The sequence below is a fragment of the Flavimobilis sp. BM9 genome (assembly GCF_058313055.1).
The window spans coordinates 102394-128952 of record NZ_JBZEMO010000006.1 but is presented as its reverse complement, the minus strand read 5'-3'; the positions used below and the strand labels follow the sequence as shown (position 1 = coordinate 128952).

Sequence of the window (26559 nt, the reverse complement as noted above, 5' to 3'; positions counted from 1 at the left end):
GGCCGCCCCGAATCTAGCGAGGATCAGCCGCCCTCGCGCGGTGAGACGCCCGGCGGGTGAACCGTGGACGCCGTCGCGCCGTTGTGGTCAGAAGCCGAGACGGCCGAGCTGCTTCGGGTCGCGCTGCCAGTCCTTCGCGACCTTGACGTGCAGATCGAGGTAGACCCTGCTGCCCAGCAGCCGCTCGATCCCCTGGCGTGCCCGGGTGCCGACGTCACGCAGGCGCGCGCCACCCTTGCCGATGATGATCGCCTTCTGTGAGTCCCGCTCGACGAACAGGTTGACGCGCACGTCGACGAGCGGATCGTCCTTGCGGCCGCCCTCCCTCGGAATGATCTCGTCGACCACGACAGCGAGCGAGTGCGGGAGCTCGTCGCGCACCCCTTCGAGCGCCGCCTCGCGCACGAGCTCGGCGACCATGACGGCCTCGGGCTCGTCGGTCAGCTCGCCGTCCGGGTAGAGCATCGGCCCGACGGGCAGCCGCGACACCAGGACGTCCGCGAGCTCGTCGACCTGGTAACCACCGACGGCAGAGACAGGGACGATGTCCGCCCAGTCACCGAGCGCCGCGACCGACAGGAGCTGGTCCGCGAGCTCCTGCCGGGACACCTTGTCCGCCTTCGTGACCGCGGCGACGACCGGCGTGGGCCGCCGGCCGCGCATCAGGGCCGCGAGCTCGCTCGCGATGAACCTGTCGCCCGGGCCCACCTTCTGGTCCGCCGGCAGGCAGAAGACGATCACGTCGACCTCGGTCAACGTGTCCCGCACGAGCGTGTTGAGCCGCTCGCCGAGCAACGTGCGCGGACGGTGCAGCCCAGGAGTGTCGACGAGCACGAGCTGGGCGTCGTCGCGGTGCACGATGCCACGGATCGTGTGCCGCGTCGTCTGCGGACGACCCGACGTGATCGCGACCTTCTCGCCGACGAGCGCGTTCGTCAGGGTGGACTTGCCCGCGTTCGGGCGCCCCACGAGGCAGGCGAAGCCGGAGCGGAACTCCCCGGCGTCGTTCGAGGGCTTGCGGCTCATGAGTCACTCCTGCGGTCGTTGCGGTCGGCACGGTCGTGCCGCGACGCGCGCTGCTCGCGCTGGTCGCTGTCGCTGTGGTCGTTCTCGGGCGGCGCCACCCGGTGGGCAAGGATGGTCGAGACGCGCTTGCGTCTGCCCTCGACACGTTCCGCGACGAGGTGCACGCCCGAGACCTCCGCGTGCGAGCCGAGGAGCGGAACCCGGCCCAAGGCCTTGGCGAGGAGCCCTGCGACCGTGTCGACGTCGTCGTCCTCGAGCTCGAGGCCGAGAAGCTCGCCCAGCTCCCAGAGGTTCGTGCGGGCGGGCACGCGGTACTCCCCCGGGCCGGTCTCGACGATCTCCGCCGCATCCGGGTCGTGCTCGTCGGTCACCTCGCCGACGATCTCCTCGATCGCGTCCTCCATCGTCACGAGGCCTGCGGTGCCGCCGTACTCGTCGACAACGAGCGCCATGTGCGAGCGCGACTCCTGCAGATCGCGCAGCAGGTCGTCGACAGGCTTCGACTCGGGCACGAAGTGCGCAGGACGCATGACGTCCTCGACGGTCGTCGTCGCCTCAGCCGCGTCCACCACACCCGAGACGGGGTCTCCGTGCAGACGGTCGACGACGTCCTTGAAGTAGACGACGCCGCGGACGTCGTCCTCGGAGTCTCCGACGACGGGGACACGGGAGAAGCCCGAACGCTGGAAGAGGCGCAGGACGCTGGGCAGCAGCGTCGTCGTCGGGGTCGTGACCATGTCGGTGCGCGGCACCATGACCTCGCGCGTGAGCGTGCTGCCGAGACCGAAGACGGAGCGGATCAGCTCGCGCTCCTCCTCCTCGATCACCTCGGACTCGTTGACGCGGTCGACCATCTCCTGGAGCTCGTGCTCGCCGACGTCCTCCGACGACGAGAGCGACGTCCCGGCCGTCCAGCCGGCCAGTCGCAGGGCAGCCAGCAGCAGAGGTCCGAGCGCGACGAGCACGCTCGCAGGGTGCCGTCGGCCGAAGGAGCGCGGGCTCAGCCGCACGAGGACGAGCGCGACGAGCGACGAGATGACGACAGCAAGGCCGAGCACGTGCCACCAGACGTCGAGCGCATGCTCGAGGCTCAGGGTGATGCACGCCGTCGCCATCATCTCGGCGACGATGCGCCAGAACGCCGCAGCGGACGCCGTCCGACGCGGATCGACGACGAGGGCAGCAGCCCTGCGGCCCGCCTTCGTGCCGTTCTCCGCGACCTCGGCCATCGACGACCGGGTGACGCGCTGGACCGCGACCTCGCCCGAGCTCAGGAGTGCGGCCAGCACGATCCCGAGCGTCGCGCCGACGAGCAGCGCGGGGACCGGGACCTCGCTCATCGACTCGCGAGGAACGTCAGCAGCAGCTTGCGCTGGAGGGCGAACATCTCCTTCTCCTCCTCCGGCTCCGCGTGGTCGTACCCGAGGAGGTGCAAGATCCCGTGCGTCGTCAGCAGCAGCATCTCCTCGATCGTCGAGTGGCCGGCCACCTTCGCCTGCTGCGCGGCAACCTCGGGGCACAGCACGACGTCGCCGAGCAGACCTGCAGGGGTCACGTCGCCCTCACGGCCGGGCCGCAGCTCGTCCATCGGGAACGACAGGACGTCGGTCGGCCCAGGCTCGTCCATCCACTGCACGTGCAGCTCGGTCATGACGTCTGTGCCGACCATGAGGATCGACAGCTCCGTCTGCGGGTGCAGGTGCATCGCGTCGAGGACGTAGCGGGCGAGCGCGGCGAACTCCGCCTCGTCGACCTCGAAGCCCGACTCGTTGTTGACCTCGATCGTCATGCGTGCCTCTCCTGGCTCTCCGGGCGGGTGCGTTCTGGTCGGCCGGACGGCCGAATGGTGGGCTGCGCGGCCTGCTTCTCGACGTCCCACCGGGCATACGCCTCGATGATCTCGCCGACGAGTCGGTGGCGGACGACGTCCTCGCTCGTGAGGTGGCAGAACTCGACGTCGTCGACACCGCTCAGGACGTCCTCGACGACCCGCAGCCCGGAGCGGACGCCGCCCGGGAGGTCCACCTGCGTGACGTCGCCCGTGACGACCATCGTCGAGCCGAAGCCGAGGCGGGTGAGGAACATCTTCATCTGGTCGGGCGTCGTGTTCTGCGCCTCGTCGAGGATGATGAACGCGTCGTTCAGGGTGCGCCCACGCATGTACGCGAGCGGTGCGACCTCGATCGTGCCGGACTCCATGAGTCGCGGGATCGACTCCGGGTCGATCATGTCGTGCAGCGCGTCGTACAGCGGACGCAGGTAGGGGTCGATCTTGTCGGTGAGCGTGCCGGGCAGGAACCCTAGCCGCTCCCCCGCCTCGACCGCGGGCCGCGTCAGAACGAGGCGGCTGACCTTCTTCGCCTGGAGCGCCTGGACGGCGGTCGCCATGGCGAGGTACGTCTTGCCGGTCCCGGCCGGTCCGATGCCGAACGTGATGGTCGACGACGCGATCGCGTCGACGTAGCGCTTCTGCCCGAGCGTCTTGGGGCGGATCGTCCGGCCGCGGTTCGACACGATGTCGTGGCTGAGCACCTCGGCGGGACGCGGCGCACCCTGCGAGGCGAGCATCGCGACCGATCGCGTCACCACGTCGGGGCTGAGCGGCGTGCCGGCCTCCGCGAGCTCGAGGAGCTCGTCGACGAGACGGACGGCGAGCGCGACGTCACCGGCCGGGCCGCTCACCGTGATCTGGTTGCCACGCGCGTGCACGTCGACACGCTCGAAGCCCTCCTCGATCGCTCTGAGCACGCCGTCCTGCGGGCCGAGGAGAGCGACCATGTCGACCTGCGGCGGGACGACGATCCGGTGCTCGAGGCGTGCACCGGCACGCGTCCGGGGGTGAGCGGGAGCTGCGTCGTCGTCGGGGCGTCCCGGTCCTGCTGTTGCTGTGGTCTCTGGCATGGGCCGGCCTGAGCCGTCGTCCTCCGCGCTGGTGCGTCCTGGTCACGAGCAGTCTACCGACGCCGTGCCGTGTCGACCGCCCCGCAGGGACGACCTCCTGGCAGAGTGGGTGCACGGCCATGTCCGCACACGCTCTGGAGGCACCATGTCCCGCTCGACCGTCCGCTCCGCGCTCGTCGTCGCGCTGCTCGTCGGGTCTCTCGCCGCGTGCGCAGACGAGTCGACGCCTGCCGCGACGGACCCGACGTCGACGGCAGCCACGACGACCCCGGCTCCGACGACGGCACCCGCTCCCACGACGACGTCGCCCGAGGGCGAGCCGACCCCCGGGAAGTCCGCGACGAACGGGACGACGGTCCTCACCTCCCCGGTCGACGGTGCCGTCGTCACCGGACCGACCGTCACCATCACGGGCGAGGCGACCGCGTTCGAGGGCAACCTCAGCTGGGTCGTCTATGCGGAGGGCGGTTCGCTCGAGGAGCCTTCACAGGAAGGCAGCACCATGACGGGCGCGAACGGCGAGGTCGGGCCCTTCGAGACCACCGTCGATCTCGAGCCCGGCACCTGGACGGTCGCCGTCTTCGAGTCGTCGGCGATGGACGGTCAGCCGCTCAACCTCGTCTCGGCGACGATCACGGTCAAGTGACGCGCTGAGCCGCTGGCTCCAGCGGTCGCTCAGCGACCGCCCCAGAACCCCAGCCGGTCCGCGAGGAGCGCGAGCGCCACGGGCCCTGCGGTCGAGGTGCGCAGGACGTGCGGACCCAGCAGGACGGGCTGTGCGCCCGCCTCGGTGAGCTCTGCAAGCTCCTCGGCGGCGATCCCGCCTTCTGGCCCGACGACGACGAGCACCTGAGCCTCGACTCCCGGTTCCGGGACGTTCGCGGCGGAGATCGGCGTCGTCGCCTCCTCGTGCAGGACGAGAACAGCGCCCCCACCCGACACGACCTCGGCGGTGCGCACGGCGAGGCGCGACGTCGTCAGCGCCTCCTCCACCTCAGGGACCCGCGCGCGGCGCGCCTGCTTCGTGGCGGTGCGGACGGTCGCGACCCAGCGGGCTCGCGAGCGCGCGGCACGGTCGCCGCGCCACACGACGATCGACCGTGACGCCTGCCACGGGATCACGCTGTCGACGCCGACCTCGGTCGCAGCCTCGATCGCGAGCTCGTCGCGGTCCCCCTTGGCGAGGGCCTGGACGAGCACGAGGTGCGGGGCCGGGTCGCGGTCGCGGCACACCTCGTCGACCTCGAGGGTCACCTGAGAGTCGTGGACATCGCGGATCGTGCAGCGCAGGCGGAGGCCCTCGCCGTCGACCACGTCGATCTGCTCGCCGGCACGGCGCCGTTGGACGACACCCGCGTGCCGTCCCTCCGGTCCGTCGAGCACGTACACCGACCCGGCGGGGTACTGCTCGAGGCGGGCGGACTCAGCCAGGAATACCGGAGCGCTCATCTGCGCACCCTCTCACGTCGAGTGCGGTCAGCGGCCTGCGATCTTCTCACGCAGGCGGGCGAAGACACCCGGGTGCGCTGCGGACACCTTTGCCTCGGGCTTCTCCTCTCCGCGCAGCGCGGCGAGACGGCGCAGGAGCTCGGCCTGCTCCTCGTCGAGCGAGGTGGGGACGACGACGTCGACGTGGACTTCGAGGTCGCCGCGACCGCCGACGTGCAGGTGACCGACGCCGAGGTTGCGCAAGGTGACGGTGTCACCGGGCTGCGTGCCGGGCGGGCACACGACCTCCTGGAGCCCGTCGAGGGTCTCGAGCTCGATCGTCGTGCCGAGCGCGGCTGCCGTCATCGGGATCTCGAGCGTGCAGTGCAGGTCGTCGCCGCGGCGGATGAAGCGCTCGTGCTTCTTCTCGCGGATCTCGACGTAGATGTCGCCGGCAGGGCCACCGGCGGGGCCCGCCTCGCCCTGGCCGGTCATCTTGATCCGGGTACCCGTGTCTACTCCGGCGGGGACCTCGACGACGAGCGTGCGGCGGCTGCGCACGCGGCCTTCGCCCGCGCAGTCCGGGCACGGCTCGGGGACGGTCGTGCCGTGGCCCTGGCAGGCTGAGCACGGCGCGGTCGTCATGACCTGGCCGAGGAAGGAACGCGCGACCCGCTGGACCGAGCCTCGGCCGCCGCACACCTCACAGGTGCGGACGGACGTCCCCGGTCGGCAGCACGAGCCGCCGCACGTGCTGCAGACGACAGCCGTGTCGACGGGCAGCTCGCGGCGCGTGCCGAACGTCGCCTCTGCGAGGTCGATGTCGAGGCGGACGAGAGCGTCCTGGCCGCGGCGCGAGCGCGGCACCGGCCCACGCTGCGCCTGGCCGCCCCCGAAGAACGTCTCGAAGATGTCCTGAAAGCCGAACGCGCCACCCTGGCCGCCGCCGGGCGAGGACGGGTCGGTACCCATGTCGTACGACTGGCGCTTGTCCGGGCTGCCCAGAACCTCGTACGCGCGAGTCACGTCCTTGAACCGGTCCTCGGCGTCCGCCCCGGCGACGTCCGGGTGGAGCTCGCGCGCGAGCTTGCGGTAGGCCTTCTTGATCTGGTCCTGGGTCGCGTCACGCGGGACGCCGAGGATCTCGTAGTAGTCCGTCACGAAGCTGCTTCCTGGTGGTGGGTCGAGGGTGGCGCGTTCCCGCAGCGCGGGCGCGTCCGGTCAGGTGGCGAGGATGCGCGTGAGATACCGGGCGACAGCGCGCACGGAGGCGATCGTCCCCGGGTAGTCCATCCGGGTCGGACCGATCGAGCCGAGGAGCGCGACCGAGTCACCCTCAGTACCGTAACCGGTGCTGACGACGGAGGTGACGGAGAGCCCGGCATGCTGCGTCTCATGACCGATGCGCACGGCCACGCCGCGCGAGTCCTCGGACATCTCGGTGAGCAGGCCGAGCAGGACGACCTCCTCCTCGAGCGCCTCGAGGACGGGCCGCAGCGAGCTCTCGAGCCCGGCGTCGCTGCGCGCAAGGTTAGATGCTCCGGAGAGGACGATGCGCTCCTCCGTCTCCTCCGCGAGGGTGTCGGCAAGGAGGTCGAAGATCTCCTGGACGAGCGGGCGCTGCGTCTCGTCGAACTGCTCGAGCAGGCCGGGCAACGCCTCCCGGATCTCCGGGAGCCGCCGTCCGAGGACGGCCGCATTGAGGCGGCCGCGGACGATCGCGATCAGCGCCTCGTCGACGTCCTCGCTCAGGGACAGGGTGCGCTGCTCGACGCGGCCCGTGTCCGTGATGATGACGACCAGCAGGCGGCTGCCCGGGACCGGGACGAGCTCGAGGTGGCGCAGCCCCGACCGCCGGAGAGACGGGTACTGCACGACTGCGACCTGCTGCGTGAGGTGCGCGAGGAGTCGCGAGGCCCGGAAGATCACGTCGTCGAGGTCGACGGCTTGGTCGAGGAACACGGAGATCGCGCGGCGCTCGGGCCGCGAGAGGGGCTTGACCTCCGCAAGCTGGTCGACGAAGAGCCGGTAGCCGCGGTCGGTCGGGACGCGACCTGCCGACGTGTGAGGCTGCGCGATCAGGCCTTCTTCCTCGAGCGCCGCCATGTCGTTGCGGATCGTCGCCGGAGACACGCCGAGGCTGTGCCGCTCGGCGAGAAGCTTCGAGCCCACGGGCTCGCGCGTCGTCACATAGTCCTCGACGATCGCACGCAGCACGTCGAGCCTGCGCTCTGAGCTCATCTTGCGCCGCCTCCTCCGTCGCGCCGGACCGATCCCGGGGAGCCAGCTGTTCGCACTCCCGGCCTTCGAGTGCCAATCTTAACGGGCCGCGCGATGTGGGGACGGCGGTCTGCGTCACGCTGTGCGCGAAGTCGCACCGAGGGTCGGTTCAGTCCTCCAACGGGCCGGCGACGAGACGCGTGCGGTACTCGCGCAGCTCAAGGGGATCGTCGACGCTGGTCGTCGTCGCCATGCCGCTCACCGGCAGCCACGCCTGCGAACCCGCCAGGCGGTAGCGTCCGCTCCACGTCGTCGTCAGCGTGATCTGCACCGTCTCCAGACGTGTGTAGACGTGGCTCACCGACTTGTCGGGGTAGGGCCCTCCTGTCTTGGTCGTGACCAGAGGCCGAGAGCCGTCCCCGAAGTCCCACGAGAACTGGACCGGCGTCATCTCGAGCTCGACCGCCTGCCCGAGGATCGTCAGGTCGAACACCTGCGGCACCGCGTCCGTCCACACGATCGTGTCCGTCTGTACGTACGTCGCGGCGGTGCCCGGGCTTCGCCCCAGCGGGGAGCCCTTCAGCTCCAGCCGCTTGATCTCCCGCTCGACCTCCGCGCCGACGTCACCCTCGCCCGGGTCCCCGTCGCCCTCGCACCCCGCATCCCGGTAGAGAGTCCACGGACCCCACGCCCCGGTCGACGTGTCCCAGACGCTACGCAGGTACGGCACCCGGAACCGCTCGTCCTCCCCGCACCCAGCACTCTCACCGATCGCCGCCGAGCACCAGAACGCCACACCAGGGTTCGCCGTCAGCTCAGCGATCGAGCACTCCCCCGGATCCATCGCTCGCGTGCGCGCGACAGGCGGGCGCTTCCCAGTGGTGCGGTGATCATCTCCCACACGCCTCTCGCCTCTGATGTTCACGCCAGCGCCGTCAGTACCGCCATGAATTCCCACCGGATCCTCGATCGACCCACCCAACACTGCTACGGGGATCATGAGACTTGCGTGCACGCGGAATATGAGGCGAGCCATAGCCCTAGCTCGCACTGTCAACTTCCAACACCTTGCCGAGTTCCCACGTCTCCTCGAGATCGACCGAGATCAGGAGGTCGAGCTTCTGGCCGTCGACGTCCTCGACCTTGCCACCGGGCGACAGGCGGACTACTCCCGGAGCGACCTCGAACCAAACTTGAAAGTCGACGTGAAAGGTCGTGGCTGTCTCCTCGTCGTACTTGGCGTCGGCAAACTCCACCACGAAGCCAGCGGCTTCTCCCCCGTCAGCTTTGAACTTCTCAATGCGGTCCATCAGCTTCATGCAGTAGCCGCAGGCGTTGCCGCTGACATCCTTGAGGCCTTCGATGTCGCCCGTCGCATACGCGTACGGGTAGAGGTCGTAGAAGTACCTGATCGCTGACAGCGCCCCCTCAGGGGTGGGGTCATCGAGCGTGTCGGGTGCGACGGGCTTCGGCGGCGGCGGAGCGATCGTGGGACCCGGGACGGGTGTCCCTGACGGCGCGGGCGGAGACGCCGAAGGCGCTGGCGTCGGGGCGGACGAGACACCGCCAGCGGTGGCCGTACCGGCAGGCGGCTGAACCTCGACCTGCCCCGTGCACCCCACCAGCAACAACACCGCGGCAACCCACGCTGCCCTCGCCGGAACCCCGACCTTCACTCCCCGCACCCCCTGAGACATGACCGACAAACTAGGGCACCCACGCTCGCGGCGCGACCGATACGACAGACCTGTGGACTGACGCCGCGATCAGCATCACGCACGCTCACCCGACGATCTCCGGCCGCCAGCTAGGGTGGCCAGGTGCACGATCGCTATGGCTCTGACGTCCTGTCCGGCGGCTCGGACCACCACCCCCGGCGCCCCGTCTCCCGTCCCGTGCCCGCCGAGCGCGGGACCGTCGTCGAGGAGGTCATGACCGGCTGGGTCGGTGCCGTCGTCCGCGTCGAGAAGTCCGGCGGTCAGCACGTCGTCGAGCTTGAGGACCGCGCCGGCCGGACACGCACGTTCCCGCTCGGCCCAGGGTTCTGGATCGACGGCGAACCTGTCGTCCTCACCGCGCCCGTCGGCCGTGCTCCCGCCGCCCCGACGCGCACCGCGTCCGGGTCGACGGTCGTGCGCGACGCACGCGCCCGCGTGGCACGCGGCTCACGCATCTGGGTCGAGGGCAAGCACGACGCCGAGCTCGTCGAGCGCGTCTGGGGTGACGACCTGCGCGTCGAGGGTGTCGTCGTCGAGCTGCTCGACGGCGTCGACAACCTCGCCGACGCGCTGCGCGAGTTCCGACCGACCCGAGAGCGTCGCGTCGGCGTCCTCGTCGACCACCTGCTGCCTGGGACGAAAGAGCGGCGCCTCGCCGACGAGGCGCTGCGCCTCGTTCCGAACGGCACCGTCAAGGTGCTGGGCCACCCGTTCGTCGACGTGTGGCAGGCCGTGCGACCAGCGCGCATCGGTCTCGAGAACTGGCCGGTCATCGAGCGGGGCACCGAGTGGAAGACCGGGATCCTGCGCGAGCTCGGCTGGCCCCACGCTAATCAGGCGGACGTCGCGCAAGGATGGAAGCGGATCCTCGGAACCGTGCGCTCGTACGCGGACCTCGAGCCCGCACTCCTCGGGCGCGTCGAGGAGCTCATCGACTTCGTCACCGACCCTGCCTGACCTACCGCGCAGACACGCAGGAGGCCCGGCACACCCTTCGGTGTGCCGGGCCCCTTGCTGAGCGCGTCAGGCGGGCTGCTGACCCACCACGCGGCGGTAGCAGTACGCGGTCGCGATCATCGCGACCGGCATCGACACGATGAGGCCGACCCCGCAGAGCGCGCTGCCGACAGAGTTGGCGACGTAGACGAGCAGCATGAGGAGCGCCACCTGACCGGCGTTCTTCAGTGCGACGTCGATGCTGGCCTTGATCGCGTCGACGGCACCGAGCCCCTTGTCGATCGCAAAATGGAGCGCGAAGATCCCGAAGAACCCGACGGCGAGCGGGCCGACGACGACGATCATGGACACCGCGGTGGCAACGCCGACCAGGAGTGCTGTCAGCAGAGCCTTCGAGAAGTTCGGGATCGAGAAGAAGTCACCGACCGTGATCGAGCGACCCGTCGTCGCGACGAGCCCGACGTTCGTCGCAGCCGCCTGGAAGAACATGCCGAGCAGCAGCGAGACGCCGAGGAAGAGAACCATGCTGCCGAAGCCGACCGCGAGGAAGCCCCCGTCCGAGTCGAGCGACGACGCCGCGGCGGCGCCACCGATGATGATGGCGTAGAAGATCCCGATCAGGATGCCGATACCGACCGCCCACGCGAGTGCGCCCAGGAGGATCGGGCCGATGTTCTTCGTGAACTTGTCCCAGCCGTATGAGAAGGCCGCGCCGACATCGATCGGGCTCTGCCCGGGCGCGCCCTGGTAGGGCTGCTGACCGTAGGGCTGACCCGCGGGCGGCTGCTGGCCGTAGGGCTGCTGGCCGTAAGGCTGACCCGCGGGCGGCTGCTGGCCGTACGGCTGCTGGCCGTAAGGCTGACCCGCGGGCGGCTGCTGGCCGTAGGGCTGCTGACCCGGAGCGGGCTGCCCCGGCGGCGGCGTCGGCGCGCCGTACGGCGGCTGACCGTCCGGACCGGGCACCTCGCCCGGGTACGGCGGGACGTTGCTGTCAGACATTGTTCGCTCCTCAGATCGGGGCCGGACACACCGGCGGGCGCCGGGACTCCGCGCGATACCGCACGTCATCGCCCCACAGCGTAGTGACGAAAGGCCCAAATACCCAGGGGACATGCACCCTCTGCGGACCTTCACCCGGGCGAAGGAGCAGGACGGGCGGCGGCACCGGGTGCCGCCGCCCGCTGGCGCGGTCGGCCTCAGCCGAGCGGACGCCCCAGGATCCGCTGGAACCCGTACCCGCTGTACAGCGACGCGAGCGGGACCGCCACGAGCAGCCCGACGCAGCACGTGATGAAGCCGCCGAGGATCAGGAGGAACCCGCCGGCGAAGGTCGCGAGGGCTGCGCCCGGACGCTGGATGAAGAGCTGGACGCTCTCCTGGAGAGGGCTGATGCCCCTGGCACCGGGCTCGGCGGCGAACGCGCCGACGAAGATCGTCAGTGCGCTGAGGGCGATGCCCGCGAGCGGCCCGATGAACGGCGCGCGGTCGACCAGGATCGTCGCCGCCGCGATGACGAGCGCAGAGATGATGGTCGCGTTCCCGTTGACGGTCGTGAAGAACGAGCTGAACGTCACCTGCTCACCGCGGACCTGACGCACGGCGTGCTGCGTCAGCTTGATCGTCAGGATCGCGACGACAAGCTGCGCGGCCAGGTCCCGCAGGAGGGCGGTCGCGGCCCACGACGGGCTCGGGAAGAGGTTGGCCGCACTGAACGACTCCCCGTTCACGTTGGCGTTCCAGTCCACCGGACCGCCGAGGAACGTCGAAGTCGCCAGGCTCACGACGGCGCAGATGGCCATCAGGCCCAGCCACATCCCCGCTCGCGCCCCGAACGCGCGCCACGCGACGGTGAAGCCCTCGCCGAACGAGAAGGGGCCGTGCGCAGGGACGCCGAGGGTGCCGCCGCCCGCGTTCGGGAACTGGCCGTACGGCTGCTGACCGAAGGGCGACTGCTGGCCATAGGGGGGCTGCTGACCGTAGGGCTGACCGTACGGCGGCTGCGCGCCGGGCTGCTGGCCGAATGGAGGCTGCTGGCCGTAGGGCTGACCGTACGGCGGCTGCGCGCCGGGGTCCTGCGGCTGACCGCCCGAGCCGGGCACTCCGTCGGTGCCGTCCGGGTTAGGGGGGAAGTTCTCGCTCATCGTGTCTCCGCTGGTCGGTGCATGACGTCCGTCGGACCGTAGCAGCGTGAGAGCCCCGCCGCGCGACGCGACGCACTCCGTCCAGCCGTCAGTCGGTGAGGTCTCGCACGACGGCGTCCGCGAGGAGGCGGCCCTGTCGGGTCAGGAGCGCCCGCCCCCGGACCGCGGCACGACCGTCCAGTAGACCCCCGGCGACATGACCGGCCACAGCCCGCCGACCTGCGCCGGACAGGACCGACAGGTCGAGGCCCTCCGCGAGGCGGACGCCCAGCATGACCCGCTCGAGCGCAGCGGTCGACGCATCGATCGCCTCGCGCCCCGCCGCGGGGCTCTCCCCCCGCTCGAGCGACGCGGCGTACCGCCGCGGGTGCTTGACGTTCCACCAGCGCATCCCGTCGACGGACGTGCCGTCGTCGGCGGCGAGCGGTCCGCCCACGTACGAGTGCGCGCCCGGGCCGACGCCCCACCAGTCGTCGCCGCGCCAGTACGCGAGGTTGTGGCGGCAGGCCGCGACAGAACCGTCGGCGCGGGTGCGCGCCCAGTTCGAGACCTCGTACCAGTGCAGGCCTGCGGCACTGAGCAGGTCGTCGGCGAGCTCGTACTTCGCGGCCTGGTCGTCCTCGTCGGGCAGCGTCAGCTCGCCGCGACGCACCTGCACCGCCATCTTCGTGCCCTGCTCGACGACGAGAGCGTAGGCCGAGACGTGGTCGACGCCCGTCGCGAGCGCCGTCTCGACGCTCGTGCGCCAGTCGTCGAGCGACTCCCCCGGCGTCCCGTAGATGAGGTCGAGCGACACGTCGAGCCCGGCCGCGCGCGCCCACGCGACGACGTCGGGGATGCGGGCCGGGTCGTGCGTCCGCTCGAGCGTCGAGAGCACGTGCGGCACCGCCGACTGCATCCCGAACGAGACTCGCGTGAAGCCTGCCGCCGCGAGCGTCGCGAGGTACTCCGGGGTCACCGAGTCGGGGTTCGCCTCGGTCGTGACCTCGGCGCCCTCCTCGAGACCCCACGCGTCACGGATGCCGTCGAGCATCCGTGCGAGGTCGCTCGCCGCGAGGATCGTCGGGGTGCCACCGCCGAAGAACACCGTCGAGACAGGACGACGCGGGAAGCCTGCGCGCTCGAGCACACCGCGCCCGAGCGCGATCTCACGCAATGCCGTGTCGGCGTACGACTCCTGGCTCGCACCACCGCCGAGCTCGGTCGCCGTGTACGTGTTGAAGTCGCAGTAGCCGCAACGGACGGTGCAGAACGGCACGTGCACGTACACGCCGAACCTGCGGTCCGACGTCGTGCCGCCTGCCCAGCGGGGCAGGGCGCCGTCGAGCGGCGCCGGCTCCCCCTCCGGCAGGGCGGGCGTCACTTCTTGCCCTTGTCCTTCGGGTCAGCAGCGTCGGACGAGAGCGCGGCGATGAACGCCTCCTGGGGGACGTCCACGCGACCGATCGTCTTCATGCGCTTCTTGCCCTCCTTCTGCTTCTCGAGCAGCTTGCGCTTGCGGGAGATGTCACCGCCGTAGCACTTCGCCAGCACGTCCTTGCGGATCGCCCGGATCGTCTCGCGGGCGATGACGCGCGCGCCGACGGCCGCCTGGATCGGCACCTCGAACTGCTGCCTCGGGATGAGGTCCTTGAGCTTGCCCGTCATCATGACGCCGTAGGCGTAGGCCTTCTCCTTGTGCACGATCGCGCTGAACGCGTCGACCTGCTCGCCCTGCAGCAGGATGTCGACCTTCACCAGGTCGGCGGCCTGCTCACCGATCACGTCGTAGTCGAGCGACGCGTAGCCGCGGGTCTTCGACTTGAGCTGGTCGAAGAAGTCGAACACGATCTCTGCGAGCGGCAGGAAGTAGCGCAGCTCGACACGGTCCGCCGAGAGGTAGTCCATGCCCTGGAGGTCGCCGCGCTTCGTCTGGCAGAGCTCCATGATCGCGCCGATGAACTCGCTCGGCGCCAGGATCGTCGCCTTGACGACCGGCTCACGGACCTCGCCGATCTTGCCGCCCGGGAACTCGCTCGGGTTCGTCACCGTGACGACGGACTTGTCCTCCATCGTCACCTCGTAGATGACGTTGGGGGCGGTCGAGATGAGGTCGAGGTCGAACTCGCGCTCGAGGCGCTCGCGCACGATCTCGAGGTGCAGCAGACCCAGGTAGCCGACGCGGAAGCCGAAACCGAGCGCGACCGACGTCTCCGGTTCGTAGACGAGCGCAGCGTCGTTGAGCTTGAGCTTGTCGAGCGCGTCCCGCAGCACCGGGTAGTCGGAACCGTCGATCGGGTACAGCCCCGAGAAGACCATCGGCTTCGGGTCGCTGTAGCCGCCGAGCGCCTCGGACGCGGGCTTGCCCGCGTTCGTGACCGTGTCGCCGACCTTCGACTGCCGCACGTCCTTGACGCCCGTGATGAGGTAGCCGACCTCGCCGACCCCCAGCCCCTGTGTGGGGTGCGGCTCGGGCGCCGAGACGCCGATCTCGAGCAGGTCGTGCGTCGCCTTCGTCGACATCATGACGATGCGCTCGCGCGGGTTGAGCTTGCCGTCGACGACGCGGACGTAGGTCACGACACCGCGGTACGTGTCGTACACGGAGTCGAAGATCATCGCGCGCGCCGGGGCGTCCGGGTCGCCGACAGGCGCGGGGACGGTCTCGACGATGCGGTCGAGGAGCTCGGTGACACCCACGCCCGTCTTGCCGGACACCTTGAGGACCGTCTCCGGGTCGACACCGACGAGGCCGGCGATCTCCTCCGCGTACTTCTCCGGCTGCGCGGCCGGGAGGTCGATCTTGTTGAGCACGGGGATGATCGCGAGCTCGTTCTCCATCGCGAGATAGAGGTTGGCGAGCGTCTGCGCCTCGATGCCCTGCGCGGCGTCGACGAGGAGCACCGCGCCCTCGCACGCGGCGAGCGAGCGCGACACCTCGTAGGTGAAGTCGACGTGGCCCGGGGTGTCGATCATGTTGAGCGCGTACGGTGTCGAGACGCCGTCCGCGTCGCTGTGCGCCCACGGCATGCGCACCGCCTGCGACTTGATCGTGATGCCACGCTCGCGCTCGATGTCCATACGGTCGAGGTACTGCGCACGCATCGCGCGCTGCTCGACGACGCCGGTGAGCTGGAGCATGCGGTCGGCGAGGGTCGACTTGCCGTGGTCGATGTGGGCGATGATGCAGAAGTTGCGCAGCAGCTCGGGCGCGGTGGCGGCGGGCTTGATGCGGGCCGTCTGGGCTGCTGTGGGAATCGGGGTCACGGGTCCCATTGTCCCATGACCGCCACGGCCGTCGAACTCGCCGTCCACACCCTCTCGCCCGCCCGTCGAGGGAGCGCCGACCGCCGTATCCTGGCGCGCATGCCGACTCGTCCCTGGTCCGACCTCCTCGCCGGAGCCGCCCGCGCCGCCGCTGCCCTGCTCACGCCGTCGCGCAGCAGCGGGCGCACGACGACAGGGACCACCACCCGGTCTCCTCGTCCAGCACGCAAGGACCGTGCGATACCGCGTCCCGCGCCCTCGCGCTCGACGTCGACGCCGCCGGCCGGCCGTGACGTCTACCCCGGCGACTTCACAGGGCCGATCGAACCGGTCTACGCACCCGCGATCGACGGCGACGCCGACCCCGGCGAGATCGTGTGGACCTGGGTGCCCTACGAGGAGGACCACACGCAGGGCAAGGACCGTCCCGTGCTCGTCGTCGGGCACGACGGACCGTGGCTCCTCGCGCTCATGCTCACGAGCAAGGACCACACGCGCGACGCCGCGTCCGAGGCGCAGCGGGGACGCCGCTGGCTCGACATCGGCTCAGGCCCCTGGGACACGCGCGGACGCGACTCGGAAGTGCGGCTCGACCGTGTGCTGCGGATCGACCCCGAGCGGGTACGACGCGAGGGCGCGATCATGGACCGGGCGACGTTCTCCCTGGTCACCGCGCAGATCGGCTGACACAGAGGGCAACGCACCGACGCGGCCGGCGGCGTGACGCCCGTCGCGTCGCGGAGGGTCGACCCGGTCCGGGGCGGCTGGTAGCATTGATCCCTGCGTGTCCGCCCAGGTCGGCGGGCACAGGTCCAGCGCCTCTCCACGGGTTCCCCACCCCAAGTCCCGGCGTTGGAGCAGTCCTCTACGACCTGTCAGCTCGCCTTCGGGCGAACACACCAGAAAGTCCACACGTGGCGAACATCAAGTCTCAGATCAAGCGCATCCGCACCAACGAGAAGGCGCGCCTGCGTAACAAGGCCGTGAAGACGGAGCTCAAGAGCAACGTCCGCAAGGTCCGCGAGGCCGTGGCCACCGGCGACAAGGACGCGGCGACCGCTGCGCTCCTGGTTGCGTCCAGGAAGCTGGACAAGGCCGTGTCGAAGGGCGTCATCCACGCCAACCAGGCTGCGAACCGCAAGTCCGCGCTGGCGAAGGCCGTCAACGGCCTGTGATGTGCCTCCCGGCCTCCACGCCGGGAACGTGAGTTGCTGAAGGCGCCGCCCCTCGGGGGTCGGCGCCTTCGGCATGTCCGGGACGGGTCAGTCCTGGGTCGCGGCACAGATGCGGAGCACGGCACGCTCGACTGCATAGACGGGGTCCCGGCCCGCGCCCTTGACCTCGGCGTCCGCCTCGGCGACGGCCGTGATCGCTTGCGCCAGCCCCTCGGGCGTCCAGCGCTGAAGGTCCTTGCGCGCCTTGTCGATCTGCCACGGAGCCATACCGAGCTGACCGGCGGTCGCTCCCCCGCGGCCGCGCATCGCAGCAACCTTCGCGAGGGCGCGGAGCTTCATCGCCAGGACGGCAACGATCGGCACGGGGTCGACGCCGGTCGAGAGCGCGTGCCGGAGGAGCGCTACCGCCTCGGCGCGGTTCCCCGCGACGGCGGCATCAGCGACGCGGAAGCCGGTCGCCTCGACGCGCCCGCCGTAGTAGCGGCCGACCACACCTTCGGAGATCGTGCCGGTCGTGTCGGAGCAGAGCTGCGAGCATGCGGACGCGAGCTCCCGCAGGTCGGAGCCGAGAGCCTCGACGAGAGCACGGACCGCGCCGGCATCAGCACGGCGCCCGGCCGCACGGAACTCGGCAGCGGCGAACGCGACCTTGTCGGCATCCTTCTTGATCGGTTCGCACACAGCGACGGGAGCTCCAGACGCCTTGACCGCGTCGAGCAGCTTCTTGCCGCGCTGACCGCCGCGGTGCTCGACGACGAGGAAGACGTCCGGCGCAGGAGCGGCGAGATAGTCGAGCACGTCCTGCGTGAGGTCGTCGCTCATCGCCTCGGCGCCGCGCACGATCACGAGGCGCTCCTCCGCGAACAACGACGGGCTCGTCTCGACTGCGAGCATCCCGCTCTGGTACGTGCTCGCCTCGACGTCGACCACCTCGACCTCGGGCATCGTCTCGCGGGCGAGGGCCGTGAGGCGCTGGACCGCGCGCTCGACGAGCAGCCCTTCGGCGCCGTGGACCAGCACGACGGGAGCGAGGCTCACGGTGTCCCAGGTCGCAGATCCAGCGGCAGGGCGGGAGGACGGACGAGCGCGCGAGACCATGCTCCAAGAATCCCACGGATCACCGACACCGACGCACGGCCGAGCCGTCGCGACGGCTCCTGGCGACCGCGCGATGACGCCGACGTCGCACCCGCGCGTCCTGCCAGACCCACCGGGCGGCTGGCATCGCTCCGACCGCCGCCCACGCTGTGAGGGTCGCGGCCGCGAGCAGCACCGCACCAGGCGCACCTTCAGGCCACGGCAGCGCGGCACCCGGCCAGCCTGCGAGCGTCGTGGACACCCACGCGATCCATCGAGCCGCCCAGCACGCGGGCAGCACGACGACGCCCGCGCCCGCGGGCCACACCGTGCTCAGCAGCGCGGCGAGCACGCCGCTCACCGTCGCCGGCGCGACGACCGGCGCGACGACGACGTTCGCGAGGATCGCGTAGGTGGGCAGCGCGGGCGACAGGAGCACGACGACGGGTCCGCACGCGAGCTGCGCGACGGTCGGCACCGCGACGGCGAGCGCGAGCCAGGACGGCACACGACGTCGCTCGAGCACAGCGGCGAGCGGCGACGCGCCCAGCACGAGCGCCCCCGTCGCCACGACCGACAGCACGAAGCCGAACGATCGCGCGAGCCACGGATCCACGACGAGCAGCACGACCACCGCACCGGCGAGCGCTGGGAGCGCGCTCGCCGGACGCCCGGCCGCGATGCCGAGGAGCGCGACGCCTCCCATCGTGGCAGCACGGAGCACTGAGGCGTCCGGCCGCACGAGGATCACGAACGCGACGAGCGCGACGACGAGGACCGCGACCCTCGCGCGCGGCGGCACCTTGAGCGCGGCCAGCAGGACGAGGAGCGTCCCGATGACGATCACGACGTGCGCGCCCGAGACAGCCGTCAGGTGTGTCAGCCCCGTGGTGCGCATCGCAGCGTCGAGCTCGGGGGCGAGGGCGGCCCGGTCGCCGACGGTCATGCCCCGCACGAGCCCGGCGACGTCGCCGTCCTGGTGTGCGACGGTCGCGGCGAGCCCGGCACGGACGTGCGCGGCAGCCCGGAACAGGGCGCCCGCAGGCGCGACGACGACGGGCTGCGCGGGCCGGGCGAGCTCGAAGCGCTCGGGACGAGAGCCGTCGGTGGGCCGCAACGTGCCCGACGTCGTGACTGTCGACCCGTAGGCCACGTCCGCCCACGCACCGTTCCCGACGACCGACACCGGGAGCCGCACGTCCTGCGCGGTGCGGTGCGAGAGATCGGGGCCCGACTCGAGGCGCATGACGCGCAACGTCACTGCACTGCGCTTCGGCGGGCCGTCCTCCCACGGAGCAGCCATCGGTCGCGGGTCCGACGTGACGACGGCGGTGAGCCAGACGGGAGCGCCGGCCCGGGCGGCGTCGTCCGCGAGGGACGAGGACGCGGTCGCGGTCGCGATCGCGGCTGAGGCCGCGACCGCCGCGACGACGGCGAGCGTCACCGCGGCGAGGGCGCCGAGCCCGCCGTGCTCAGCCCGCACGAGGACAGCCGCCAGGATCGTGCCGAGGACGAGAGCGCCGACTGCGACGACGACCGCAGCTCGCACACCCGCGGGGGCGAGCACCGCCGCGCAGCCCCACGCGGCGAGCGCGGCGGGCACGAGACGGACGTCGAGCCGCTTGTTCACCCCACCCGCACCAGGTCGCGCAGCCGGTCGAACGTCGCCGGCCCGATGCCGCTCACGTCCTGCAGCGCGTCGACCGAGGCGAAGGGCCCGTGCTGGTCGCGGTGGCTCACGATCCGTTCGGCGAGCACAGGACCCACCCCGGGGAGGGTCTCGAGCGTCGCGGCATCGGCGGTGTTGAGATCGAGCGCGCCACCGCCAGCACCACCCGTGCTGCCGGTGGGGTCGCCACCCGACGTCTGCGGGTTCGTGAGCGCCACCTCCCCCGGCTTCGGGACCCGCACCTGCTCCCCGTCCGTGACGGGCGCGGCGAGGTTGAGGGCCGCGAGGTCTGCGGTGCGCTTCGCGCCGCCGGCAGCCTCGATCGCGTCGCCGACGCGCGAGCCGGGCGGCAGCCGGACGACGCCCGGCTCCCGCACCTGCCCGACGACGTGGACGAGGAAGGTGGACGTGCCAGGCGCCTGCGTCGCCTCGCCTGCCTCGCCGCCGGGCGTCGCCTCCTCGGACGACGCGCCGGGCGCTGCGCCGGCAGGCGCGCTCGCGCCGGGTGCTCCCGTCGTGAGACCCGCCGTGTCTGGGAGGACGACGACGTCGCCGGGGCCTCCCCGCCACAGCAGCACGCCGAGCACGGCCACGGCGAGCACCAGGACCACGGCGACGGCGGTCGCGGCGCGTCCCGAGACCTCCCACCGGACGGGACCTGCCTCCCACGGCTCGTCCTCGCCCTCCGGGGCGTCCGCGGTCCGGCGCACGTTCGGAGGCTCGACGTGCCCCCGCAGGCGAGCGCGCAGTGCGGTGACGTCGTCGGTCTCGGGCAGCGGCAGGGACATGACGCCACCGTCCTTCGCGGACGGCCGTCTCGTCAGGGCTCACGCGCGCAGCGTGCGACCGGCGTCGAGAACGCAACCCTGTGGGCAGCCGCGCGCCTGCCCGGGAACCGTCAGCCCCGCGGGTCGGCGTCGGCCACGACGACCGCGAGGAGCCCGGGACCCACGTGCGCACCGAGGACCGCCCCGACAGGCGTCACCCGAGCCGCGACCCCGGTCGCTCCCGTGAGCTCGACGGCCAGCTCGCCGGCGTCGTGCGGGGAGTCGAGGTGGTGCACCGTGACGACGGGCGACGAGCAGCCGCGCACCTGGCCACGTGCGATCTCCGCGAGCCGCTCGATCGCGGCGGCCCGCGTACGCACCTTCGCGAGCACCTCGACGCGACCGTCCACGACCGTCAGGAGCGGCTTCATCGCGAGCATCCCGCCGATCGCGCTCGCCGTCCGGCTCAGGCGTCCGCCGCGGCGCAGGTAGTCGAGGGAGTCGACGAGAAAGGTCGCGTCAGAGGCCTCGGCCGTCCGCCGCGCGCGCTCTGCGACGTCCTCCCCCGTCGCGCCGCCCGCCGCGGCGCGCGCCGCGACCTCCGCGGCCGTGCCGAGCGCACCGGCCACCGTGCGCGAGTCGACGACGTGCACCGGGACGCCGACCTCGCGCGCACCGAGCGCGGCGGCACCGACCGTCCCGGACAGCTCGCCCGACAGGTGCACCGACACGATCTCCTGAGCCCCCTCGCTCGCGAGCCGCGCGTACGCCTCGGCGAACATCGCGGGGGTGGGCTGCGACGTCGTCACACGCTCCGGGCCGGCGACGAGCGTCGCGACCTGATCCGGCGCGAGGTCGACACCTTCCAGGTAGACCGTGTCGCCCACGTGGACGTGCAAGGGCACGACCGTCATCCGCAGGCGCTCGAGCGTCGCGGCAGGCAGGGACGCCGTCGAGTCGGTGACGACGCGCACGGCGCGGGAGAGGTGTGGCATCGCTCGCAGACTACGCCAACCCGCCGCCGCAGCACGTGGTCATAGGATGCCCGCATGAGCGACGACGCCCACGGTCCTGCCGACCTCGCGGCTCTGCGCGCCGCAGCCGCCCACGCTGCCGCGGAGGCCGCGGAGGCCCGCGCGGTCGCCGCGCAGGCCGCGCTTGAGGCGGCCGAGGCTGCTGCCGCTGCTCCCGCCGCCGGGGCTGCCGCCGCGCCTCCCACCTCCCCCGCGCGTCCCGCTCCCCCTGCGCGCGACGAGCACGCCCAGCGTGTCGCGGACGGCTACACGTTCGCCGGCCCCATGCTCCGCCTCGGCGCGCTCCTCTCCACCGACGGCGGCGCCGAGGCAGTCCCGCTCCCCGACGTCCAGGTCGGCCTCCCGCTCGCGATGCTCAACCGGCACGGCCTCGTCGCAGGCGCGACCGGCACCGGCAAGACACGCACGCTCCAGCTCATGGCCGAGGAGCTCTCGACGCACGGCGTCCCCGTGTTCGTCGCGGACATCAAGGGCGACCTGTCTGGCATGGCCGTCCCGGGCGCGGGCGGCGAGAAGCTGCTCGCACGCACGGCGAGCCTCGGCCAGGACTGGACAGCGGCAAGCTTCCCGGTCGAGCCGTTCTCGCTCGGAGGCATGGGCGTCGGCACGCCGGTCCGCACGACCGTCACGGACTTCGGGCCGCTCCTGCTCGCCAAGGTCCTCGGGCTCAACGACACGCAGGAGTCGTGCCTCGGGCTGATCTTCCACTGGGCCGACGCGCAAGGGCTCGCGCTGCTCGACCTCAAGGACCTGAAGGCGGCGATCTCCTACCTCACCTCACCCGAGGGCAAGGCCGAGCTCACGACGCTCGGCGGCGTCTCGGCTGCGACGGCGGGCGTGATCCTGCGCGAGATCGTCGCGCTCCAGGCGCAGGGCGCGGACGCGTTCTTCGGCGAGCCCGCCTTCGACACGGCCGACCTGCTGCGCACCGCGCCGGACGGGCGCGGGGTCGTCTCCGCGCTCCAGCTGCCCGCGGTGCAGGACCGTCCGCAGCTGTTCTCGACGTTCCTCATGTGGCTGCTCGCCGACCTGTTCGGCGAACTTCCCGAGGTGGGCGACGTCGACAAGCCGCGCCTCGTGTTCTTCTTCGACGAGGCGCACCTGCTGTTCACGGGCGCCTCGAAGGACTTCCTCACGCAGGTCGTGCAGACAGTCCGGCTCATCCGGTCCAAGGGCGTGGGCGTGTTCTTCGTGACGCAGAGCCCGAAGGACGTGCCAGCGGACGTGCTGGCGCAGCTCGGCAACCGGGTCCAGCACGCCCTGCGCGCGTTCACGCCCGACGACGCCGCGGCCCTGCGTGCAGCCGCGCGCACCTACCCGACGAGCGACTACGACCTCGAGCGCCTCCTGCAGGAGCTGGGCACGGGCGAGGCCGTCGTGACGGTGCTGAGCGAGAAGGGCGCACCGACGCCCGTCGCATGGACGCGGCTGCGCGCGCCCCAGGGATCGATGAACCCGGCACCGGCCGCGACCCTCGACAGCCTCGTCGCGGCGTCGCCCCTCGCGCCGCGCTACGCGACCGCCGTCGACAACGAGTCCGCGTACGAGCTGCTCGCGCAGCGCGTCGCCGCGCAGGCGGCCGCTGCGGAGGCGCAGCGGCTGGCCGGGGAGCAGGCGAAGGCGGACGAGGCCGCCCGCGCTGCCGCCGAGAAGGAGGCGAAGAAGCAGGCCGCCGAGCTCGAGCGCATGCGCGCGAAGCTCGAGCGCGACGCCGCCCGCCCCGCCCCCCGGTCGCAGAGCAGGTCCCGCAGCGGAGGCGTGAGCGGCGGGCTCGACTCGCTGCTGCGCTCAGCCGGGACACAGCTCGGTCGCGAGATCACGCGCACGATCTTCGGCACGCGCAAGCGCTGAGGCGGGTCAGGACGCCGCGACCCACTGCACGCGCGAGCGCCCGACCTCGTCCTTGACCGCCTGCAGCACCAGGTCCACATGCGGCTCGAGCGCCGACACCTTGTCGAGCGGCGCACCGATGATCAGCTGGAACCCGAGCCCCCGCCACGCACCGACCGCCCGCCCGGCGAACCGCGAGTCCGCCTTGATGAACGCCTCGTCGAGGAACACAGGCGCGTACCGCGGCCGCTCGGCGTCCGCGTCGCCGAGCTGGTAGCGCAGCGCCGCGCCGACGATGAACGCGATGAGCTCCTGCGACTCGCCGCCAGACTTCCCCGCGATGTGGTCGTAGACGCTCACGTGGTTGCCCTCGAGATCGACGCACTCCGCGCTGATCCGCACGTGCTCACGGACGTCGACGAGCCGGCGTCGCTCGGGGCTGTCCGGCCGGATGCGGGCGAGGAGCTTCGCCATCCGGGCGTAGCGCCGCTCGCGCTCGGCGGGCGTCGCGTCGTCGGGCACGTCCTTCGCGAGGGCCCGCAGCTCGCGACGGAACGTCGTGATGTCGTGCGCCTCCGTGACGGTCGCGGTGATGCGCAGGCGGTGCGCGTCGTCGTGGAAGGGCAGGACCGAAAGGATCTCGTTGACGGGCTCCATGCGCGCACGGATGTCCGCGACCGCCTGCTCGATCGCCGTGTCGAGCATGGTCAGGTCGCGGCCTGAGAGGCGTGAGATCGCCCGGCTCCACCGCTCGCGCAGCGAGTACATGCGCTGATGCTCGATCTCGCCGAGGATCCGCCTGAAGTCGTCGTAGGAGTCGTCGGGGTCCGTGCCGAGGTTCGGGTTGGGCCACATCTCGACGAAGCGCTCGAACGTCCGCGCGAGCGTGTCCTGCGCGGACTGCAGGTCGTGCGCGGCGAGCTCGTGCGCGTGCACGAGATCGGCCCGCATGGCCGCGACCGCGGTCGTGAACGCCCGGAGGTCGCCCCTGTCCCAGCCCGACGCCGCGAGGCGGTCGTCGAGCAGCGTCACCTGGACGTCGGTCGCCGCGACGCCCGCGTCCTCGAGCTCGGCGAGACCGTCGGAGAGCTCGTCGACCTCGTCGGTGAGCGTCCCCCACGCAGCCTCGAGGCGCTCCATCTCGACCGCGGCGCGCGACGACTGCGTGCGCAGGTCCTTGAGCTTCGCGGCGAGGCGCTGCTCGTCCTCGCGCAGAGCGCGCAGCACGTCGCTGCCCGCGGCGAGCTCGTCGAACCGTTCGCGACGCTCGGCGACGCGGCGCGTCGCGCCGCGCACGTCAATCTCGTCCCACCCGAACCCGCCGATGGCCTGGTATGCGGCGAACTGGTCGGTGAACGCGCGGGCTGCTGCCTCGGCGTCCTCGACGTCCCGGCGACGCTCGGCGACCGCGACGGTCGCCTCGCGGCGCTCCTCGTCGATCTGCGCGAGGCGCCGCTCGTTGGAGAACCCGAGGACGCTCGGCCGGCCGCGCCCACCGTGCGCTCCCCTGCTGCCGTCGTTCGTCTGGCCGGTGCGCGTGAGCGCCTTCGCGTGCTTGCCGAGGTCGGCGGGGTCGTCGACGCACACGTACGCGAACTGCCGGGCGAGGCGGTCGGTGAGCCAGCCCGTGAACGGGCCGTGCTTGACGTCGAGGCGCCCGTCGAGCCGGGAACGGTCGGTCTGCTCGACGACGGGCAGGCCCGTGCGCACGCCCTCGAACCGGAGGCGACGGCGCAGGTCCACGTCGTTGATCGCGCGGCGGAACGCGGTGAGGTGGTCGGCGTCGACGAGGAGCGTCGTCGCGAAGCCCCCCAGCGCGAGGCCGATCGCCTCGCGCCACGGCTCGTGCTCGGCACGGACGTCGAGCAGCTCCGCGACGAACGGGAGCTCGTCGGGCGTGAGCCCGGCCGCCTGAGCGAGCAGGCACCGGGCCTGGTGGTCCTCGGCGGCGACGTTGCCGCGGCGCACCGCAAGGGACGCCTTCTCACGGTCGAGCGTCTCGAGCGCGCGGACGGCATCGGCGTGCGCGGCACGCGCCTCGTAGACCGCGTCGGCGAGCTCACGCTCACGCGCGTCACGCGAGTCGACGAACGCACCCGCGGCGCGGCGCAGCGCCTCGAACTCGCTCTTCGACGTGACGGGCACGCCGACGACGGCGCGGTGCTGCTCGAAGCGCGCGTGGCGGACCTCGGTGTCGCCGAGGGCATCCTCGAGCGCGGCGATCTCGCGTTCGAGGCGCGCGATCTCGTCACCGCCGTTGCGACGCTGGTTGTCCTTGACCTCCTCGTGCTCACGCTCGGTCACGAGGATCTGCGCGTCGAGCCCGACCTTGCGCTCCTCGGCCTGCGCGTGGGCGCGCCGGTTGGCGACCTCCTGGGCTCGGGCGAGCTCGAGGCGCCGCGAGTCGTGCCAGTGCGCGAACGGCGTCGTCCGCTCGGACGCGCGCTCGACGCCGAGCGTCGAGACGACCTCGAGCTGCTCGCGAGCCGCCTCGACGCGCTGGCGCAGCCCCACGATCGGCGAGAGGACCTCGAGCTGCCGCTGCGCGGTCAGCATCTCCTCGCGGACCTCGCTCAGCTCGTCAAAGTGGTCGATCGCCTCCTGCGCCTTCGCGAGCGTCTCCGGCTCTTCGAGGACCATCGACTTGTAGAGCGCGTCGACCGTCGTGATCTGCTGACCGGCCTGGATACGGGCGAGCAGGCCCATGGCCTTCGCGCCGTCACCAGCGGCGCCGATGCCGAGGGTCGCGTGCAGGCGCGTCGTGAACGCGATGTCCGTGTCGTGCAGCACGAGGCCGAGCCGCTCCTGGAGCGGGCCGCGCGGGAAGCGCCCGGTCGCGAACGGCTCGAGCGAACGCAGGTCGAACGCCGAGTCCGTCGTCGCGCGCACGAGCGTGCACTCGTCGTTGCGGGTCGCGGCGGCGGGGACGTAGTAGGCGCGGACCGCGGTGAACGTCTGCCCGACCTGGTCGGCCCACGTCATCGCGATCGCGGACCACGTGTCGGTGCCGTCCCCGCGCAGGACCGCGTCGCGCGACGAGCTCGTGCCCGCGACACGGGCCTCGTCGAGCTTGCCGCGTGCGTAGGAGAGCACGTTGCGCTGCTCACGGCCGCGCGCCCGGCCCGACGCCGCGCCGTTGGACGCACCGTTGAACGGGGTCGTGTGGCTCATCGTCAGCGCGATGTACGCGTCGAGCAGCGTCGACTTGCCGGTGCCCGACCCGCCCGACAGGAGCGTGGCGGTCGAGGCGAACGCGACCTCGTGGAAGCCGTGGTAGCCGCCCCAGTTGATGAGCTGCATCGAGCGCGCGACCCACTGCTGGCCCGTCGACGCGGTCGGGATCAGCCCGAACAGGGACTGGCTCATGGTC

General features: G+C 71.8%; 23 protein-coding genes. 5 read left to right on the top strand and 18 right to left on the bottom strand.

The annotated features are described in order from the left end of the window. Window positions 1-87: 87 nt before the first annotated feature. The 4 genes from era to AC4F3Q_RS11785 are packed head-to-tail and all read right to left on the bottom strand — an operon-like array spanning window position 88 to window position 3927. The gene (era, locus tag AC4F3Q_RS11800; protein ID WP_491040132.1) at window positions 88-1026 is read right to left on the bottom strand and encodes a GTPase Era; all 939 of its coding nucleotides are present in this window, start codon (window positions 1024-1026) and stop codon (window positions 88-90) included. Next, a complete protein-coding gene (locus AC4F3Q_RS11795; protein ID WP_491040131.1) occupies window positions 1023-2366 on the bottom strand; it encodes a hemolysin family protein in 1344 nt (447 codons plus the stop codon). The genes era and AC4F3Q_RS11795 overlap by 4 nt, the downstream gene beginning before the upstream one ends. Beyond that, window positions 2363-2815 carry an rRNA maturation RNase YbeY gene (gene ybeY / locus AC4F3Q_RS11790; RefSeq protein ID WP_491040130.1) on the bottom strand — a complete coding sequence of 151 codons (453 nt, stop codon included), beginning with the start codon at window positions 2813-2815 and terminating at the stop codon, window positions 2363-2365. Before ybeY ends, AC4F3Q_RS11795 begins: the two co-directional genes overlap by 4 nt. After that, on the bottom strand, window positions 2812-3927 hold the full coding sequence (locus AC4F3Q_RS11785) for a PhoH family protein (RefSeq protein ID WP_491040129.1): 1116 nt from the start codon (window positions 3925-3927) through the stop codon (window positions 2812-2814). The genes ybeY and AC4F3Q_RS11785 overlap by 4 nt, the downstream gene beginning before the upstream one ends. 145 nt (window positions 3928-4072) lie before the next feature. Here AC4F3Q_RS11785 and AC4F3Q_RS11780 point away from each other — a divergent pair, with 145 nt between their 5' ends. Beyond that, the gene (locus tag AC4F3Q_RS11780; RefSeq protein WP_491040128.1) at window positions 4073-4573 is read left to right on the top strand and encodes a Gmad2 immunoglobulin-like domain-containing protein; all 501 of its coding nucleotides are present in this window, start codon (window positions 4073-4075) and stop codon (window positions 4571-4573) included. A 29-nt stretch (window positions 4574-4602) separates the two neighbouring features. Here the strand turns inward: AC4F3Q_RS11780 and AC4F3Q_RS11775 are convergent, their stop codons facing one another. The 5 genes from AC4F3Q_RS11775 to AC4F3Q_RS11755 form a co-directional block, all read right to left on the bottom strand. Beyond that, complete coding sequence (locus AC4F3Q_RS11775; protein ID WP_491040127.1) at window positions 4603-5376, bottom strand: 16S rRNA (uracil(1498)-N(3))-methyltransferase; 774 nt, start codon at window positions 5374-5376, stop codon at window positions 4603-4605. Window positions 5377-5403: 27 nt separating this feature from the next. Then, on the bottom strand, window positions 5404-6516 hold the full coding sequence (dnaJ, locus tag AC4F3Q_RS11770) for a molecular chaperone DnaJ (protein WP_168447151.1): 1113 nt from the start codon (window positions 6514-6516) through the stop codon (window positions 5404-5406). Between the two features lie 60 nt (window positions 6517-6576). Continuing rightward, window positions 6577-7596: a heat-inducible transcriptional repressor HrcA gene (gene hrcA, locus AC4F3Q_RS11765; protein WP_168447150.1), complete on the bottom strand. Its 1020-nt coding sequence runs from the start codon at window positions 7594-7596 to the stop codon at window positions 6577-6579. A gap of 148 nt (window positions 7597-7744) precedes the next feature. Beyond that, a complete protein-coding gene (locus tag AC4F3Q_RS11760) occupies window positions 7745-8419 on the bottom strand; it encodes a hypothetical protein (protein WP_491040126.1) in 675 nt (224 codons plus the stop codon). 196 nt (window positions 8420-8615) lie between these two features. Next, on the bottom strand, window positions 8616-9272 hold the full coding sequence (locus AC4F3Q_RS11755; RefSeq protein ID WP_491040125.1) for a DUF6318 family protein: 657 nt from the start codon (window positions 9270-9272) through the stop codon (window positions 8616-8618). Between the two features lie 123 nt (window positions 9273-9395). On the opposite strand from AC4F3Q_RS11755, the gene AC4F3Q_RS11750 reads away from it, so the two are divergent. Then, complete coding sequence (locus AC4F3Q_RS11750; protein WP_491040124.1) at window positions 9396-10250, top strand: DUF3097 domain-containing protein; 855 nt, start codon at window positions 9396-9398, stop codon at window positions 10248-10250. A 66-nt stretch (window positions 10251-10316) separates the two neighbouring features. Here the strand turns inward: AC4F3Q_RS11750 and AC4F3Q_RS11745 are convergent, their stop codons facing one another. The 4 genes from AC4F3Q_RS11745 to lepA form a co-directional block, all read right to left on the bottom strand. Continuing rightward, window positions 10317-11249 (bottom strand): DUF2189 domain-containing protein, encoded by a 933-nt coding sequence (locus tag AC4F3Q_RS11745; RefSeq protein ID WP_491040123.1) that lies wholly within the window; start codon window positions 11247-11249, stop codon window positions 10317-10319. A 197-nt stretch (window positions 11250-11446) separates the two neighbouring features. Then, complete coding sequence (locus tag AC4F3Q_RS11740; RefSeq protein ID WP_491040122.1) at window positions 11447-12391, bottom strand: FxsA family protein; 945 nt, start codon at window positions 12389-12391, stop codon at window positions 11447-11449. A gap of 88 nt (window positions 12392-12479) precedes the next feature. Continuing rightward, the gene (gene hemW / locus AC4F3Q_RS11735) at window positions 12480-13754 is read right to left on the bottom strand and encodes a radical SAM family heme chaperone HemW (protein WP_491040121.1); all 1275 of its coding nucleotides are present in this window, start codon (window positions 13752-13754) and stop codon (window positions 12480-12482) included. Further along, the gene (gene lepA / locus AC4F3Q_RS11730; protein WP_168447145.1) at window positions 13751-15646 is read right to left on the bottom strand and encodes a translation elongation factor 4; all 1896 of its coding nucleotides are present in this window, start codon (window positions 15644-15646) and stop codon (window positions 13751-13753) included. Before lepA ends, hemW begins: the two co-directional genes overlap by 4 nt. Window positions 15647-15736: 90 nt before the next feature. On the opposite strand from lepA, the gene AC4F3Q_RS11725 reads away from it, so the two are divergent. Together AC4F3Q_RS11725 and rpsT are read left to right on the top strand one after the other, a co-directional pair. Next, window positions 15737-16324, top strand: coding sequence for a type II toxin-antitoxin system PemK/MazF family toxin (locus tag AC4F3Q_RS11725; RefSeq protein WP_491040120.1), 588 nt, complete (start codon window positions 15737-15739; stop codon window positions 16322-16324). Window positions 16325-16551: 227 nt separating this feature from the next. Beyond that, window positions 16552-16812, top strand: a complete 261-nt coding sequence (gene rpsT, locus AC4F3Q_RS11720) for a 30S ribosomal protein S20 (RefSeq protein ID WP_168447143.1) — start codon at window positions 16552-16554, stop codon at window positions 16810-16812. Window positions 16813-16899: 87 nt separating this feature from the next. Here the strand turns inward: rpsT and holA are convergent, their stop codons facing one another. From holA to AC4F3Q_RS11700, 4 genes are all read right to left on the bottom strand, one after another. Further along, window positions 16900-17910 carry a DNA polymerase III subunit delta gene (gene holA, locus AC4F3Q_RS11715; RefSeq protein WP_491040119.1) on the bottom strand — a complete coding sequence of 337 codons (1011 nt, stop codon included), beginning with the start codon at window positions 17908-17910 and terminating at the stop codon, window positions 16900-16902. Between the two features lie 19 nt (window positions 17911-17929). Beyond that, complete coding sequence (locus AC4F3Q_RS11710) at window positions 17930-19519, bottom strand: ComEC/Rec2 family competence protein (RefSeq protein ID WP_491040118.1); 1590 nt, start codon at window positions 19517-19519, stop codon at window positions 17930-17932. Further along, window positions 19516-20346 carry a ComEA family DNA-binding protein gene (locus AC4F3Q_RS11705; RefSeq protein ID WP_491040117.1) on the bottom strand — a complete coding sequence of 277 codons (831 nt, stop codon included), beginning with the start codon at window positions 20344-20346 and terminating at the stop codon, window positions 19516-19518. Before AC4F3Q_RS11705 ends, AC4F3Q_RS11710 begins: the two co-directional genes overlap by 4 nt. Window positions 20347-20456: 110 nt before the next feature. Then, window positions 20457-21320: a DegV family protein gene (locus tag AC4F3Q_RS11700; protein WP_491040116.1), complete on the bottom strand. Its 864-nt coding sequence runs from the start codon at window positions 21318-21320 to the stop codon at window positions 20457-20459. 54 nt (window positions 21321-21374) lie between these two features. Here AC4F3Q_RS11700 and AC4F3Q_RS11695 point away from each other — a divergent pair, with 54 nt between their 5' ends. After that, on the top strand, window positions 21375-23210 hold the full coding sequence (locus AC4F3Q_RS11695) for a helicase HerA-like domain-containing protein (protein ID WP_491040115.1): 1836 nt from the start codon (window positions 21375-21377) through the stop codon (window positions 23208-23210). A 6-nt stretch (window positions 23211-23216) separates the two neighbouring features. Here AC4F3Q_RS11695 and AC4F3Q_RS11690 read toward each other — a convergent pair whose 3' ends face one another. Beyond that, window positions 23217-26555, bottom strand: a complete 3339-nt coding sequence (locus AC4F3Q_RS11690) for an ATP-binding protein (protein WP_491040246.1) — start codon at window positions 26553-26555, stop codon at window positions 23217-23219. Between the last annotated feature and the right edge of the window lie 4 nt (window positions 26556-26559).